Source organism: Ferrimonas pelagia (assembly GCF_039543565.1).
In the GTDB taxonomy this organism is placed as follows: Bacteria; Pseudomonadota; Gammaproteobacteria; order Enterobacterales; family Shewanellaceae; genus Ferrimonas; species Ferrimonas pelagia.
Window position 1 is genome coordinate 13,637 of record NZ_BAABJZ010000071.1, and the last position, 14,818, is coordinate 28,454.

A 14,818-nucleotide genomic window follows, 5' to 3' on the forward strand; every position below is an offset into this window, starting at 1 on the left:
TTATGAACGAGATCGCGCCGGGAGCCGCAATGCGGCTCCTGGCGCAGTGGCCTAGCCCAGAGACAGGAAGAAAGGGATCAGGATAGGGCCGGCCAGTGACAACAGGAAGCCGGAGACGATAGCCACGGGGACGGTCTGGGGGCCACCGCTTTTTTGGATCACCGGTAGGGTAAAGTCCATCGCGGTGGCGCCGCCATAGCCGATGGCGCAGGCGGGATGGCGCCGCATCAGTAGGGGGATCAGAATGATCGCGATCAACTCGCGACACAGATCGGCCAGAAAGGCGACCGAGCCCAAGACTGGGCCCAGCTCGGCGCTGATCAAGATCCCGGACAGCGAGTACCAGCCTATCCCTGCCGAGAGTGCCAAACCATGATGCAGCGGCAGGGAGAGCAGTAGGGCGGTGAGGGCGCCGGCCGCCAGACTGGTGATCAGCACAGCGGCGGCGATCGCCAGTCCGCGAGGGTTGAGCAGGATCTGTCGCAGGGTCATGTTGCTGGCGCGCATCTGAATGCCGATCAGCAGCAGTAACACCATCAGGATGCTGTTGGCGCCGGTTTCGATCCAATGCTCTGGTACCGTGAAGAGTAAGCCCAGCATCACCCCGCCGATCACCACGGCCGCCAGTTGCAGTGATTCCAGCACCATCGCCAGTTTGCGGATCTGGCCTTGGGGTTGGGTCAGGGTTAATGGCCAGATCCGGTCGATCAGTGGCAGCAAAGCCAGATTGGCGAGTAGGGTCAATGCCACCAGTGCAGCGGTGATCTCGATGATCTCGCTGAGCTCGCCGGCCAGATCGTCCATGCTCCCCAGTCCGATCCCCATCAGCAATAAGATCAGGTAGACGATCCCGGTCAGGCTGCGATCGATCCCGCGCAGAAATTGAGGCTGTTGGACCTTGATGAGATAGCCCAAGAATAGGGGCAGGAGAATGATGAGTGCGTTCACGGTATTGTTGGGCCAATTTTTTTGTGGATAAGGGTATCAAGCTTCGCTGATGCGAGCGAATATTGGCTGGCATGAGCCGTTTCGCTGAACGATCCCGGCGCTGGGCCGGTCTTATCCAGAGAACGAATAATGGGAGAGAAAAATGGATCAAAAACGGATCGTCGGCCTAGCGCTGTTGTTGGGGATCGGAGCCATCTTGGCGGGCGCCATCTATCAGTTAGGCGCGGGCGATCGATTGGCTCGACACCTCAATCAGGCCTATGGCGCGGAGGTGGTGTTATACAGTGCCAGTTGGTGTGGGGTGTGCGATCACACCCGTGCGTATCTGACGGAGCGTGGTCATCCCTTTGTGGAGGTGGATATGGAGCAGGATCCCAAAGCCGGTCGGGAGTTTGCCCAATTTGGTGGCCATGGCGTGCCCTTCTTGTTGGTTAAAGGCAACACCTTGCGTGGCTTCCAGCCGCGAGAGATCGAACGGCTGATGATGCGTCCTGAGTCTTAGGCGCTGCGTTCACCCACCAGGTTCAGCACTTCGACATTGCCGCCGAGTACGGCGATGATCGATTTGCCTTCGCGAAATTTGGCCGGAAGGATCACGCGACCGGAGGGGCCCATTTTCAGATCCTTTAGCAAAGCCTTTTCCATGATTAAGGAATCGATGTCGTAATAAAGGACGCTGACGTCTTGTGCAACCATATCTGAGGGCCTCAAATCCTTTTGAGTGAACGATAAGACAAGTATGGACGGCGTCAGATTATTATCGAGCGTGAATTGTCAGGGGTTGACGCCAATCTTTGTAGGATATTTGACCATAAAGCCTCATCTAACTCAAAGGTGATTCTATTTGTGCAGTGATATGCCCGTCGATGCATGAAGTGAACCCGAGTGGATGGGGAGATCTGACATAACCCGATGGGGCTAACGGCTATGTTTCGATGCGCCGATCCCGCGAATGTGGGCCGAAGTTGGCTGGGCGATGGCGTCGCTCCCGCTCCGAAGACGGTGTCGCTCGGCTTGTATCTGACTGATCTCTAATAGCAACCTGATGTCGCTGGCGATGGGGCAGCTTGGCCTAGCGCGATTTTGTCGTCGGCCAGGCGGGAGGCGCGTTGTCGATTGCATGCATCATGGGTAAGACTGTTGAGCGCGCTGCAGTCAGTTCGGGTTATAATTGCTGCTTTGCCCCCCGATAGATGGAGCCCCCCTTTGCACTTTTCTGAGCTGGCGTTAGATCGACGCCTGTTAGCCACCGTTGAACATTTGGGTTTTACTCAGGCGACGGAGATCCAGCAACAAGCGATCCCGGCCGCCATCGCAGGCAAAGATCTGCTGGCCTCTTCCCGTACCGGATCCGGTAAAACCTTGGCGTATCTGTTACCTGCGATGCAGCGTATGCTGAAAACCAAGGCCTTGTCGAAGAAAGATCCCCGAGTGCTGGTGATGGCACCGACCCGCGAGTTGGCAAAGCAGGTTTATGGTCAGCTGCGTTTGGTGGTGGCGAACACCCCTTATAAGTCAGAGCTGATCCTTGGGGGGGAAGATTTTAATCAGCAGAGCAAAGCGCTGGCGCGAGATCCCCACTTTGTGGTGGCGACACCGGGTCGTCTGGCCGATCACCTAGAGCACGGTCACTTGTACCTGCACGGGTTGGAGTTGCTGATCCTCGATGAGGCGGATCGCATGCTGGATCTGGGCTTTGATAAGCAGCTTAAAGCCATCCATAAGGCGGCGGATCATCGCAAGCGTCAAACTCTGATGTTCTCGGCCACCTTGGATCATGCCCAGGTGAACCAGTTTGGTGCCGATCTGCTGCAGACCCCGGCGCGGATCCGTATCGACGCGGAAGCACAGATCCACGCCGATATCCATCATCGTTTCCTGTTCTCCGATCATCTGGATCATAAAGAAGCTCAGCTCAAGGCTTTGCTGACGCGGCAGGCGTTCACTCAGCTGATCCTGTTTACCGCTACGCGCGCCGACACCGACCGATTGGCGGCGCTGATCAGCGAATGGGGCTACAGCAGCTTGGCGCTGTCGGGCGAGCTGGATCAGAGCGGGCGTAATCAGATCATGCAGGAGTTTGCCGCTGGCAAGGCGCAGGTGCTGATCACCACGGATGTGGCCAGTCGCGGCCTGGACATCGCACGGGTGTCGCATGTGATCAACTTTGACCTGCCCAAGCATGCCGAGGAGTATGTACACCGGGTGGGCCGGACCGGGCGCGCCGGTGCCAAGGGCGATGCCTTCTCCTTGGTGGGGCCAAAGGATTGGGTGAGCTTTAAACAGCTGGAAGCCTTCTTGGATCAGGAGTTGGCGTTTGAGGCGATCCCGCAGATGGAGGCCAAATTCAAAGGCTTCGCTATCAAGACGGTGAAGGGCAAAGGCAAGAGTGTGGCCAAGGAGAAGCAGGCGAAAGCCAAGGGGGCGGCGCGAGGGCCACAAAAGGTGAAGAAGAAGTTTGCCTTTAAGATGACAGACATCGGCGATGCGCCGATGAAGGTGAAGAAAAGCCCGAAGCCGTTGTTGGATGAGACCGACGCGCCGGAAGAATAAGCCTACTTCCGTGTCAAATTACAGCCCCCGAAGCCCAGCTTTGGGGGCTTTTTTATTGAGGCTGCGGGCGTTTATCGAACCATACGCAGACAGGAGCGAATGGGAGGGCACGTTTGCCTGCGGTTCCTGTTATGGTGCGCCGGATCCGGCGACTTTGCCCGATCGGCGTGATCTCGGGTCGACGCAGTCAACGGCCTAGTGCAATGAGAACGGTCCTATGGAACTGATGATATTGGCTAAAGTGCTGGTCGCTGTGGGGGTGATCATGGGCTTGGCATGGGTGGCTGAGCGGGTTGGTCCGGACTGGGCTGGCGTGTTGACTGGGTTTCCGCTGGGGACGGCCATCCTACTGTTCTTCTATGGCATTGAGCAGGGGCCGGAATTTGCCGCTGCCGCAGCCTACTATGGCTTATTGGGGCAAGTGGCCACCACGGGGTTTGCCACGATTTACACCCTCTGCGCTCATCGTATGCACGTTCGTTCTTGGTGGCCGATGGGCTTGGCGCTACTGGGACTGTTGGCAGCGGCGAGTCTGGGGCAGGCGGCGCCGGCTCTGGGTCGTTGGGGCGCTCTGATCGCCCTGATCGGGGCCGTGCTGGCCATTGGCCTGACTCGCCACATTCCAGAGTCCCAGTTTGCCGCCGTCTCGGCCAGCAAGCGGATGCTGTGGGCTCGGGCGATGTTTGCGGCGGGACTGGTGGTGCTCATTACCGCCCTCGCGAACGTACTGCCACACCAATGGGCGGGCGTCATGGCCTCATTTCCACTGACGCTACTGCCGTTGATGTTGCTGATGCAACTGAACTACGACAATCGACCGGCGATGATCCTCGCCAAGCACTTCCCCTATGGCCTAGGCAGCTTGATCCTCTATACCTTGGGGGTTGCGCAATTCTACCCGTGGATCGGGATCGGGCTTGGCACTCTGAGCGCGTTCGCGCTGGCAGGGCTCTATCTGGGGCTGTTCTCACTTTGGCACCGGCGACGGGGCAGGCTGCGGGCGGCGCCTTCCGAGGCACTCCCTGCGGAGCATTAGTGCCAATATTAATTGGCTGACAACCCGCTCCCGACGAAAATGCCAGGGCGATGAAGTCAGTGAGCTTGTCGTACACCTTTTTGTTAACGTGTTCATATGTTGAGCTTTTCATGTCAATGCGGGAGAGGCGGGGAAGTGCTGAATTTACTGCTGATGATTAAGATCGTGTTGGCGGTGACCATGGTCATTGGTTTAGCTAGGATCGCCGAAAAGGTGGGGCCGGATTGGGCCGGGGTTTTATCGGGTTTTCCGCTGGGGATCGCGCTGGTTCTGTTCTTTTATGGCATTGAGCAGGGGACGGCTTATGCCTCGCAAGCGGCTTATTCCGGCCTGCTGGGACTGGCGTGCAGCTTGGGGTTTGTGGTGATCTACGCCCAGACGTCCCGTCTCTTTCATGAGCGGTCTTGGTTTCCCATGGGACTGGCTCTATTCGGATTTTACGGTTTAGCCAGCTTCGCGTTGAAGCTCCCGTATATTGCGGGCTGGGGAGCCCTGTTTGCTGTCGTGGCGGCCTGGATTGCGAGCCGCTTGCTGCACCCGCTGCTCGAGCCCAGTTTTCGGGCCGTGAACCCAAAGTGGTGGATGTTTTGGGGTCGCGCCGTGTTGGCGGCATTGTTGGTGGTGATCGTTACGAGCCTGGCTAACTGGCTGTCACCTGAGTGGGCGGGGATGTTGGCCTCCTTTCCGCTGACCCTGTTTTCACTGATGCTGCTGCTGCAGTTGAGCTACGGCACCGGCCCACCTATGGTGTTGGCCAAGCACTTCCCTTATGGGGTGGGCAGCTTGATCGTGTATACCATTGCCGTGGCCAAGCTCTACCCGCTGATCGGCGTCGCGCTGGGCACCGCTTTGGCGTTTGCCCTGGCCGGGATCTATTTGTTGGGGTTTGCCTATTGGCGTCGCTACCGTCACAAGATCGGTCGGCGCCGGCATTAGCGAGTGGTGTAAGTTTGCAGGCAAAATAAAGGCCTCGCCGGATCACCGGCGAGGCCTGTTGCTAACTGGGGCGACGGTTAGCCCTTGGGTGTCAGCACGATCTCGACCCGGCGGTTTTGTGCTTGGCCGTCGGAGGTCTGATTGCTGGCGATCGGCTGATCCGGTCCGGCGCCGGTGGTATTCATGCGGCCAACGGCAACCTGATGGCGCAACAGCTCACTGGCGACCGCTTCGGCACGCTCTTGGGACAGGCGCATGTTGAGATCCCGACTGCCGGTACTGTCGGTATGGCCGGTGATCCGCAGATCGGTTTGATCAAACTCTTGCACTACCAAAGCGACGCCGGATAGGGTGTTGATCGCTGGCATCTTCAGGCGCGCGCTGCCGACATCAAAGGTCAGGCTGTTTGGCATCACCAACTGAATGTTGTCGCCCTGACGCACCACGGAGACCCCGGTGCCTGCCAGCTGCTGACGCAGTTTGGCTTCCTGTTGATCCATGTAGTGACCAATGCCGCCGCCCACGGCGGCACCGGATGCGGCGCCGATCAGTAGCCCTTTTTTGCGATCGCTCTTCGAGGAGCTCGCCGCCCCGATCAAGGCGCCACCGACGGCACCTATTAGCGCGCCGCTGGTGGCGTTCGAGGTTTTTTGCTCGCCGGTATAGGCGTCGGTGCTGGCACAGCCTGTGGCCAGGAGCGCGGCCAACGCGAGGGGAACAAGGCGGATCTTCATTATGTAACTCCTTGGGTAACGCCAAATAAAACAGTGGTCATTTTGCCACCTAAATGCTGAATGCAACATGGACAGGCGGCGCGCTCACCACGGTCGCCCGCTGCGAGCTTAGCAAAATAACCGAGTCCAGTTCGATGCTGGCGGCGGGTTGCCTTGAGGCTTTCTATACTCATTGCTTATCATTCAAAGAGATAGGCAGATGAAAAAATTCCCGTTGGGGACGTTCGAGTGCAGCTAACCCATGAGTTCACCGAGCACCTTGGTATGAGCCTGGTTTGGCAGTATTACCGACTCAAAGTGGATCATGACAATTGGGTGCGGCAGGCCGACATCACTTTCTCCTATCACGGTCCGACCGTTTTGCTGCACTACCAGTTTTAACTGGTTGCGACGCGTAAAAACACGAAAGGCCGGCAGCATCCGCTGTCGGCCTTTCTCTGTGAACGTCCGCCACACACCGTGGCATGTGGTGGGTTGGGCGGCTTAGTCTTCCAGCTCGTCGTCCAACTCGTCTTCCGGCTCCAACATGCCCCAGCCGTCCAGCTTGCCTTTGAATGGTTTGGACAGTTTGGACAGCTTAGCTTCGACCTGATTGATGGCGTCGTAGTCCGGCACCATCTCTTGCTGCAGGCGCAACTCCCACTGGCCGGTTTCTTCCGACAAGTTCAGGAACAGGCCGGCTTCACCAAACTCGGCTTTGGCGGCATCTGCGGCCAATTGGCCCTGTTTCTCACTGCCAAACAGTACGTAGAAGTCGAGCATGTGAGGCTGGGACAGATCGATCCCTTCGCCTTGCATCAGGGCAAGCAGTTCGCCATTGGCGTTATCTGGAAAAGACATATTGGATCCTTAAAATTTGATACTAGGGCGGCCTTTAGGCTTGGCCGCTTTGCGCTTAGGTGACTCGCTGTCAGCCGGTTTGGCGGCCTTGATCTTGGCTTCGCTGGCCGGACGGGTACTCGCGGTGATCATCACCGACTCCTCGCCAAAGATCACATTGTCTCCGGCCACTAATTTGCGCCGTTTGCGGGTCTCGACCTCGTGGTTAACCATGACGTAGCCGTCGGCGATCAGCATCTTGGCTTCACCGCCGGCGCCCACCCAACCTTCGATCTTCAGGACTTTGTACAACTCGATGAACTCGTCACCCGGCTGCAGCTCCAGTATGGCAGTGGACATAGCCTACTCTCATCAAAACAATATGGCGCGATTATAGCGAGTTTCATCCATTGATGCGCAGATCGTCGCTGAGACGGGCCGCAAAAATCGCGCGCAAAAGAAAACCCCCGGATGGGGATCCGGGGGTTGACGTCTGTCCGCTGGCTAAGCCACGGAGGACTTAGAGCTCGGCGTTGTGGTAGACGTTCTGTACGTCGTCACAGTCGTCCAGCATCGCTTGGAACTTCTCGAATGCCGCCAGATCCTCTTCCCCTTCGATCTTGGTGTAGGTCTGGGGGACGAAGGTGATCTCTTCCATCTCAAACTTGATGTCCGGCATGGCGTTGGTCAGCGAGGTTTTCACCTTGAAGTACTCGGTGTGCGGAGCGAACACCGTGGTCATGCCCTCTTCCACTTCTACGTCAGTCACATCGACGTCGTCCATCATCAGGATCTCGAGGATCCCGTCTTCATCGTCGCCGGCAAAGGCGAAGATGGCTTGATGGTCAAACATGTGAGCCACGGTGCCTGGGCCACCCAGCTTGGAATCGGTTTTGACAAAGCACTGACGTACTTCGGCGAAGGTGCGTTTGTTGTTGTCGGTCAGACAATCCACGATCACCATGCAGTTGCCGGGACCAAAGCCCTCGTAGCGCGCCGCTTCATAATCTTCACCGGCGCCGCCTTTGGCCTTGTCCAGTGCCTTGTCGATCACGTGGGAAGGCACCTGCTCTTTCTTTGCACGCTCGATCAGGCCGCGCAGTGCCAGATTGGCTTCAGGATCCGGGCTGCCGTTCTTAGCCACTACGTAGATCTCTTTACTGTATTTGGAGTAGACCTTGGTCTTAGCGCCAGCGGTCTTGGCCATGGAGGCCTTACGAACTTCAAAACTGCGTCCCATCGGGGATCCTCGTGCTTAAAGTGGGTTCAATTGATATGGGGACAGAAGTTTACCAGCTAGGCAGGGAAGGGCAACGAAGAACGTGTTACTTCAGTTTCAGGTAGGTGTAAAACTGGGACTTCAAAGGCACAGAGTGACATCTTACTTCGACAATGGAGCGTAAGACTGTGGTAACTATATGACTTATAGATTATTTTGTAGAAGTGACTCTGCTGTTATTTGTGTTTTGAGGGGAAACGGTGAAGGCTGTAACTAGACAAAAAATAAAAGAAATTGTTCATAGCTGTGTTGAGCGAGCGGCTAACCGAACAGCTCGAAACCTTGAGGGAAGCGGTGGAAAGAAGCCTTTTCATGAGGCACTTTTTTCGACCGAAGCGCTGAAGTTTTCTGCGTTCGAACGCTCCTTTTCTACGTCTTTTGGGCAGGGGCCGATAGAAGAAATTTCGCTACTGATTGCAAAGGATAACGGTTTCGAAGCCATAAGGCAGCATGAAGAGGAACTTTGTGTTTTTAAAGGTTCAGTCGATGAAATCGAGCAGATTTGTAGTTCACTTAGGGATGGTAATAGTCAGCCTAACTGGAATAGAGAGAAAAAGAGAATATGTTCTTTTAATAAAGGGGATGTTGTAAGCCGAAGGCTAATTTCAGATTTGTACTTGACAAAGTTAGGTGTTAAATACTACGTATCAATAAAGACAGTAAAACCTAATTTAGACCAGACGGAAAAAGCCAAGAGGGACATGTTGCTTTGTCTGGCGTCATCTCCTGAAAATAAACCGGTATTTGCTTTGTATTACAATCCGTATGGAGAAGAAAAGATAGATTATGCACATTCAGTTCCCAACAAACTGTTTGATATGAGTAAAGATGAATGCGTGTTGATTGGAAAGGAGTATTGGGATTTTCTTGGTGGTAAGGGAACATACTCCGTTCTTCTTGCATTGTTTGATGAGGTTGGAAAAGAAGCTAAATTAATTGTTGATCGCATGTAATTATGGGTGGGCTAGCCCACCCATTCATCAGTTAGATGTTAGGCGCATTTTTTCTGTGCAGCAGATTTTCTTTTTCCGAATTCCGATAACCAGTCTATATGACTAGTGTTTTTGTACCTAGAGTACTTGAAATTAGGTATTGCTCTAACGCTCTCACCTCGTAATAGCTTCAAAATCAGTTTCCCGACGGCAACACCTAAGCTCTTGGGAACGGCATTTCCCACTTGTTTATAACGCTGGATAAGTGGCCCGGCAAGGCACCAATCATCAGGAAATTCTTGAATACGCATATATTCCTGTACTGATAACGGTCTTTCGACATCCGGATGGCAGAGGTCGGTCGCGGGCATCGCTGGATGTGTTACAAGTGTAGGAGACGGCTTATTCCAGGATAGCCTCCTTAAAAATCCGGTTTTTCCACCACCCGAGTAGTACGACTTACCCATTGCTTCTTTCTTGAAACTCTCAGGCAAAGAACGCCAGTTCTGGCCTGCAGATAGCATCCGGTAGTATTTTAGTCTTTTTTCAGGAAAGTGAAGGTGATCATGTTTTTCGATATTAGATAAACATGACCTTAGTGGTTTCCATCGGGGTAGATTGTGCTCACCACCCTCTGAGTGAGTTGGTGTAAGAAAAGGTGGCGTTGATCCATCCCGTGCACACACTATAAATACTCTTTCTCGTATTTGGGGGGTGCCAAAATTAGCAGAGTTGTACAAGTTGAAAGAGTATCCATAGCCGGCCTTAATGATCATGTTTAAGATGAAGTTGAGGGCTCCACCTTTTAGCTCATCATCAGATAAGTCCGGAAAGTCAATACCTCTTTGATCGTGTGGACGATGCTCTAATGGGCATGATAGAAGGCCTCGTACATTCTCAATAACAATATACTTGGGGTTGAGTTCGATAGCTAATTCAATGTACTTGAGAAATACATTTCCTCGGTCATCATTAAAGCCTTGACGTTTACCTGCTGTGCTGAATGCTTGGCAAGGGGGTCCACCAATAATCAAGTCAATATCTTGTTGTTTAGTTAGCTTCGCAGCCGTGCGGATATCCAACGCATTATATTGTGAGATATCACTCAGTAGTGCAGTATTGGGGCGGTTATAGGCGATCGTTTGACGACAATATTTGTCTACTTCGCAAGCAAGGCGGATATCGAAGCCAGCCTTTTCAATGCCGAGATCCAATCCCATTGCTCCTGAGAAAAAACTTAGCGCTATGGGCTTGGTGGTACTCATTTTGGGGACGTTATAGGCAGGATGATCCTCTGCAATAGTTGAAGCAGTCATAGCAGCATATTTTTCCAGACTCTCGCCTTGGACGATCCAGCTTCCGCCCGATTTTTGGGCGTCTAGTTCGCCGGCGCGGCATAATGTTCTTACCCTCTGCTCGCTAACGGAGAGGAAGCTTGCAGCATCTTTAATGCTAATATAGGTACTCACTGAAAGTTTCCCCTTCGAAACCTGTGGTAGGTACCCCGCATTCTAAGGGGAGTTGTTCTTTTGTCAAATGTACATTGGATGTAAGGTTTGTTAGTGGCTAAGCGTTGTTAACGAGTTGTGTTTTGGATTTAAGTGAAATTAACTTCCTAAGTTGCGTTTTAAACAATGTGTAAGTCAGCCTTACCGCAAGGCGGTGGCTTTGCGATGTGACACCGGGCCGTGAGGTTTATGCTGGGGATAGCTTGCGCTTGTTGCTTGCCCGTCTTATGTTGCTGAGCGAGGGAGTCTGACAGTGGGAGTCGTAATGGAGTACCAACAACTGAAACAGCGTCACCGGGCGGAGCGGGAAGCGTGGCCCACCGAGACCTCGGTGCGGATCCATCGAGCATTGAGTTGGTTGCAGCGCTCTGAGCAGTGTCAGGCGGATCCCGATGGCGAGTTTCTGTTTTTGTGGATCGCCTTTAATGCCGCCTATGCCCACGATCTGGGTCATCAACACCCGCCGGAGGCCAAGGCCCTCAGGGACTATCTGTTCCATCTGCACCGGATCGACAAGCAGGAGCGCTTGGATGCCATCGTGTGGCAGACGTTTTCCGGGCCTATTCGGGTGTTGTTGGATAACCCCTACGTATTTCAACCCTTTTGGGAGTGTCAAAAACAGCCGGACTGTCACGATGGTTGGCGCTGGTCGTTTGAAAAGGCCCAACTGGTGTCGCGGCGGGCATTGGCGCGCGGTGACACAGTGAAGATCTTATCTTTGCTGTTCAGCCGGATCTATACCCTGCGCAATCAATTGGTGCACGGCGGTGCGACCTGGAACAGCGGGCTAAATCGCGACTCGATGCGGGATTGTGTGGCGCTGATGCGAACCTTGGTGCCGGTCATGCTCAGCATCATGATGGATCGGCCCCTCGACGATTGGGGTCGATTGCACTACCCCGTGGTGGAGTGAGCAGCCGCGTTGAGTCGCGGGCTTGGTTGGTTCGCGACCGGAACGTCAGGCAACAAAAAACCGGCCACGTGGGCCGGTTTTCTCAGAACATTAAGCCATCAGGCTTTTAGTTCATGCCGTAGACAGTTTGAACTGGTTTTGGATTGTTTCCGTTTTACCCTGTTTTGTAACCGTAAGCCTATGTATAAAAATAAAAATGTCGCAGTTCTTGTTTCCATTTTTATTGGCATGTTTTCGTTCTTGTGACACACTCGGGGTACATATGGGGGTACATGGAATTGGTGTCCGAGCATGGCAAAACTGTACGACAAGAGCCTTAAAGCGGTGCACAACAAGCGCCATCCACGCGTGCTGACACTGACCGATGGTGATGGCTTGGGAGCACGGGTCTCGACGCTTGGTAAAGTGCGCTGGCAGCTCCGGTATAAAATCGAAGGCAAGAGCAAGCGGCTCGATCTGGGTGACTACCCGGAGATCTCTCTAGTACGGGCACGCGAACTTGCGGCTGAATGCCGGAATTGGTTAGCGGAAGGCTACGACCCTAAACACAAGCGGTTACTGCAGCGAAAGCAGACTCTGACGCCGGTAACGGTCAAGGAAGCTTTGGACTATTGGCTGCGGGAGTATGCCGAGCCCAATCGTGTTCATGTTGGTAAGCATAAGGCCCAATTTAATCGCCATATCTACGGTGAGATCGGCGCACTGCCACTGGCGGAGTGCACTACGCAGATCTGGCTAGAGTGCTTCGACAAGATCCGTAAAGGGGATAAGCGAACCAAGCGTCGCCCTGCCCCGGTCGCAGCCGGTTACATCATGCAAAACGCCAAACAGGCATTACGCTACTGTCGAGTACGGCAATACGCCAGTAGCCGAGCGTTGGACGATCTCACTGTTATGGACGTGGGTCAGCGCCAGGGCAAGCGGGATCGTGTACTGACCGAATCAGAGCTGCGCCAGCTTTGGGGGCAAGTAGAAACCGAAGCGCTGGGCGCGTACCTGTCGAGTCTAATAAAAGTGCTCATCCTGTTCGGCGCGCGCTCCTATGAAGTGCGCCTATCACAGTGGTCCGAGTGGGACTTGAAGAACAAACTCTGGACCGTTCCTAAAGCCCACAGTAAAACCGATGTACTGATCATCCGGCCTATACCTGAAGCATTGATCCCATGGCTTCGCGCATTGCGCATCCAAACCCTGCACAGTGGCTATTTGCTGGGCGAACTCAAACGGCCCGAGACGGTCAGTCAGTCTGGGCGATTACTGTGGCAAAAGTTGAAGCATGCCGAGAAGTGGACGTTGCACGACTTGCGCCGAACCCTGGCAACCAACCTCAACAACATGGGCGTGATGCCCCATGTGGTAGAGCAACTGCTCGGCCACAGTCTTGGCGGCGTGATGGCCATCTACAACCGCAGCCAGTATTTGCCGGAGAAAGCGGCGGCGTTGGAGCAGTGGTTGGAATTTCTGACGAAAACTCAGGATCTTGATGATGGTGATCCTCAACAACCTGAGGTGGAGGTGATCGGGCACAGTAACGTGGTGCAATTCGGCCGTTAAGGCTGCAAAAGGGCAGTTTTGGGAAAGGCCTCAATGGTTAAGGCCTTTAATTGGTCGATACTCATACACGGTGTAAGTTTTGATGCATGACGCTATCGTAATGATGTTTAATGGATAGATGGTGCAGCGTGACAGTTGTTGTCGTATTCGATACCACTTTCTATTTTGGAAAGCATCGCGGCCTCATCTTCCAGCCCTTCATTTTGGAGAAAGTCACGGATACTAGATTGTTCGGTACCCCATAGCGATTCAAGTAATTCGGCTTTCTTTTCATCGATAGACTGAATTTTTTTGACAGCGCTATCAAAGATCATCTCAAACAAAATATTGTCGCAATAGTCATAACCATGAATGTTGAAGTTGTAGGCACAAAGTTGCTCCCAAGCATTAATATCGCCATCGTATCCTTGTATTATGGCTAGATGATCGCATTCATACTCAACGGTACTACTGTTATCAGCTCTTCGAAATACTTTTACTCCATAATTATTACTTGCGGATTTCTCGGCGTCAATTCGAGATGGAAAGGGTCCGGAGAAGTCGCGGCTTTCATTTTGGCTGCACACCACCCAATCACCCTCTGAAAATAGATTGTCTGTTCGCTCTTGATTAAACGCATCCAGTTGCAACTTATTCATAGGGAAAACTAAACAGATTGCATTTTCGTGGCTTAGAACGTCCAACGCATCTTGAATCGATGTGCTCTTATAGCCAAACCACAGGTCACACATGTCCAAGTTAATACAGTTGCTGTCATCCTCTACTTTGTCGCAAAGGTTAGGTTGATGTTTGCGCTCCCGGTTTTGTCTGTTGAGCTTGGACATCATTTTTTTTGCTGCCTGTTTTTTCTTTTTATTGCGCATTTGGCGCTTGTTAAGCTTGACCATGATGAGGATCCTTTGATAACTGATATTTGTATCATAATCTCAATTTAATAATTTATTCCACCACCATTTTAAATATTTCTTCTGACGTTTGTGCACGTATCGTTCCAATTCCGTGTCGGTTGCATCAAGCAATGATTGGAGTCATTGTGTGGATTTTTTGTTTTTGCTGGGTTGCTAACCGACTGTGTGTAGGAATAATCGACTGTGTGTAGGAATAATCGACTGTGTGTAGGAATAACCGACTGTGTGTAGGAATAACCGACTGTGTAGGAATAACCGATTAAGCCTCAGCTAATAAACTTTTAGTTCTTATTAATTTGATGTGAGTGACGGGCTGTACTAAAAAGGAGGCGTCATTCTGCAGGATGGTATCTAACGCTATTATTTAACTTGTTTTATAGGACGGTTTTTATTGCCTGAGTAAATGGCCTTGTCCGCCAATATTAGCGTTTAGCTTAAATCATATGAATCCTATGGAGACCCGTTTTTCATCTTTAGTTACTTTATAGAAGGCAGTTTGATAGACAAGTCCAAGATAAGCCCAACTGGAAGCATTACAACCAAGTAAAGGTCAACTTTGTGCTTGTTGACGTTCTAAATAACTGTTCCGAAATGTAGATCACTGAGTTCTCAGATTTGGAGGGAACTCGGCTTCCAAAGTGCGATCTGATCAATCGCCAAACCAACCAGGCCGACAAGGAAGCCGAGCCCAATGATGC

15 protein-coding genes and 1 pseudogene are annotated in these 14,818 nt (G+C 52.9%); 8 read left to right on the forward strand and 8 right to left on the reverse strand.

Annotation, left to right across the window (positions count from 1 at the left end; translation table 11 throughout):
* Positions 1-51: 51 nt before the first annotated feature.
* Positions 52-948: a LysO family transporter gene (locus ABEA08_RS11000; RefSeq protein WP_345335352.1), complete on the reverse strand. Its 897-nt coding sequence runs from the start codon at positions 946-948 to the stop codon at positions 52-54.
* 142 nt (positions 949-1,090) lie between these two features.
* On the opposite strand from ABEA08_RS11000, the gene ABEA08_RS11005 reads away from it, so the two are divergent.
* On the forward strand, positions 1,091-1,450 hold the full coding sequence (locus ABEA08_RS11005; RefSeq protein WP_345335353.1) for a glutaredoxin family protein: 360 nt from the start codon (positions 1,091-1,093) through the stop codon (positions 1,448-1,450).
* On the opposite strand, the gene ABEA08_RS11010 is transcribed toward ABEA08_RS11005, so the two are convergent.
* A complete protein-coding gene (locus tag ABEA08_RS11010) occupies positions 1,447-1,644 on the reverse strand; it encodes a TIGR02922 family protein (RefSeq protein WP_345335354.1) in 198 nt (65 codons plus the stop codon). The genes ABEA08_RS11005 and ABEA08_RS11010 overlap by 4 nt on opposite strands.
* Before the next feature lie 510 nt (positions 1,645-2,154).
* On the opposite strand from ABEA08_RS11010, the gene ABEA08_RS11015 reads away from it, so the two are divergent.
* From ABEA08_RS11015 to ABEA08_RS11025, 3 genes are all read left to right on the forward strand, one after another.
* Positions 2,155-3,501: a DEAD/DEAH box helicase gene (locus ABEA08_RS11015; protein ID WP_345335355.1), complete on the forward strand. Its 1,347-nt coding sequence runs from the start codon at positions 2,155-2,157 to the stop codon at positions 3,499-3,501.
* A gap of 217 nt (positions 3,502-3,718) precedes the next feature.
* Complete coding sequence (locus tag ABEA08_RS11020) at positions 3,719-4,537, forward strand: hypothetical protein (RefSeq protein ID WP_345335356.1); 819 nt, start codon at positions 3,719-3,721, stop codon at positions 4,535-4,537.
* A gap of 135 nt (positions 4,538-4,672) precedes the next feature.
* Entirely contained in the window at positions 4,673-5,473 is an 801-nt protein-coding gene (locus ABEA08_RS11025) for a hypothetical protein (protein WP_345335357.1), read from the forward strand.
* Positions 5,474-5,550: 77 nt separating this feature from the next.
* On the opposite strand, the gene ABEA08_RS11030 is transcribed toward ABEA08_RS11025, so the two are convergent.
* The gene (locus ABEA08_RS11030; protein WP_345335358.1) at positions 5,551-6,207 is read right to left on the reverse strand and encodes a YiaD family glycine zipper/OmpA-like lipoprotein; all 657 of its coding nucleotides are present in this window, start codon (positions 6,205-6,207) and stop codon (positions 5,551-5,553) included.
* A 228-nt stretch (positions 6,208-6,435) separates the two neighbouring features.
* On the opposite strand from ABEA08_RS11030, the gene ABEA08_RS11035 reads away from it, so the two are divergent.
* Positions 6,436-6,588, forward strand: coding sequence for a hypothetical protein (locus ABEA08_RS11035; protein ID WP_345335359.1), 153 nt, complete (start codon positions 6,436-6,438; stop codon positions 6,586-6,588).
* A gap of 102 nt (positions 6,589-6,690) precedes the next feature.
* Here the strand turns inward: ABEA08_RS11035 and ABEA08_RS11040 are convergent, their stop codons facing one another.
* The 3 genes and pseudogenes from ABEA08_RS11040 to ABEA08_RS11050 form a co-directional block, all read right to left on the reverse strand.
* Entirely contained in the window at positions 6,691-7,047 is a 357-nt protein-coding gene (locus ABEA08_RS11040; RefSeq protein ID WP_345335360.1) for a ribonuclease E inhibitor RraB, read from the reverse strand.
* A 117-nt stretch (positions 7,048-7,164) separates the two neighbouring features.
* Positions 7,165-7,386, reverse strand: a pseudogene (locus ABEA08_RS11045) (RNA-binding S4 domain-containing protein); the annotation flags it as partial.
* 160 nt (positions 7,387-7,546) lie between these two features.
* Positions 7,547-8,266, reverse strand: a complete 720-nt coding sequence (locus tag ABEA08_RS11050; protein WP_345335361.1) for a YebC/PmpR family DNA-binding transcriptional regulator — start codon at positions 8,264-8,266, stop codon at positions 7,547-7,549.
* Between the two features lie 239 nt (positions 8,267-8,505).
* Between ABEA08_RS11050 and ABEA08_RS11055 the strand changes: the two genes are divergently transcribed.
* Positions 8,506-9,258, forward strand: coding sequence for a TdeIII family type II restriction endonuclease (locus ABEA08_RS11055; protein ID WP_345335362.1), 753 nt, complete (start codon positions 8,506-8,508; stop codon positions 9,256-9,258).
* Between the two features lie 38 nt (positions 9,259-9,296).
* On the opposite strand, the gene ABEA08_RS11060 is transcribed toward ABEA08_RS11055, so the two are convergent.
* On the reverse strand, positions 9,297-10,706 hold the full coding sequence (locus tag ABEA08_RS11060) for a DNA cytosine methyltransferase (protein WP_345335363.1): 1,410 nt from the start codon (positions 10,704-10,706) through the stop codon (positions 9,297-9,299).
* Positions 10,707-11,010: 304 nt separating this feature from the next.
* On the opposite strand from ABEA08_RS11060, the gene ABEA08_RS11065 reads away from it, so the two are divergent.
* Positions 11,011-11,658, forward strand: a complete 648-nt coding sequence (locus ABEA08_RS11065; protein ID WP_345335364.1) for a hypothetical protein — start codon at positions 11,011-11,013, stop codon at positions 11,656-11,658.
* Between the two features lie 291 nt (positions 11,659-11,949).
* Complete coding sequence (locus tag ABEA08_RS11070; protein WP_345335365.1) at positions 11,950-13,212, forward strand: tyrosine-type recombinase/integrase; 1,263 nt, start codon at positions 11,950-11,952, stop codon at positions 13,210-13,212.
* A gap of 107 nt (positions 13,213-13,319) precedes the next feature.
* Here the strand turns inward: ABEA08_RS11070 and ABEA08_RS11075 are convergent, their stop codons facing one another.
* Complete coding sequence (locus tag ABEA08_RS11075; RefSeq protein WP_345335366.1) at positions 13,320-14,099, reverse strand: hypothetical protein; 780 nt, start codon at positions 14,097-14,099, stop codon at positions 13,320-13,322.
* Between the last annotated feature and the right edge of the window lie 719 nt (positions 14,100-14,818).

Excerpts from the sequence above, each read along its gene's own strand:
- ABEA08_RS11005 (WP_345335353.1), top strand. The coding sequence starts at position 1,091 with ATGGATCAAAAACGGATCGTCGGCCTAGCGCTGTTGTTGGGGATCGGA.
- ABEA08_RS11010 (WP_345335354.1), bottom strand. The coding sequence starts at position 1,644 with ATGGTTGCACAAGACGTCAGCGTCCTTTATTACGACATCGATTCCTTA.
- ABEA08_RS11020 (WP_345335356.1), top strand. The coding sequence starts at position 3,719 with ATGGAACTGATGATATTGGCTAAAGTGCTGGTCGCTGTGGGGGTGATC.
- ABEA08_RS11030 (WP_345335358.1), bottom strand. The coding sequence starts at position 6,207 with ATGAAGATCCGCCTTGTTCCCCTCGCGTTGGCCGCGCTCCTGGCCACA.
- ABEA08_RS11040 (WP_345335360.1), bottom strand. The coding sequence starts at position 7,047 with ATGTCTTTTCCAGATAACGCCAATGGCGAACTGCTTGCCCTGATGCAA.
- ABEA08_RS11050 (WP_345335361.1), bottom strand. The coding sequence starts at position 8,266 with ATGGGACGCAGTTTTGAAGTTCGTAAGGCCTCCATGGCCAAGACCGCT.
- ABEA08_RS11065 (WP_345335364.1), top strand. The coding sequence starts at position 11,011 with ATGGAGTACCAACAACTGAAACAGCGTCACCGGGCGGAGCGGGAAGCG.
- ABEA08_RS11070 (WP_345335365.1), top strand. The coding sequence starts at position 11,950 with ATGGCAAAACTGTACGACAAGAGCCTTAAAGCGGTGCACAACAAGCGC.
- ABEA08_RS11075 (WP_345335366.1), bottom strand. The coding sequence starts at position 14,099 with ATGGTCAAGCTTAACAAGCGCCAAATGCGCAATAAAAAGAAAAAACAG.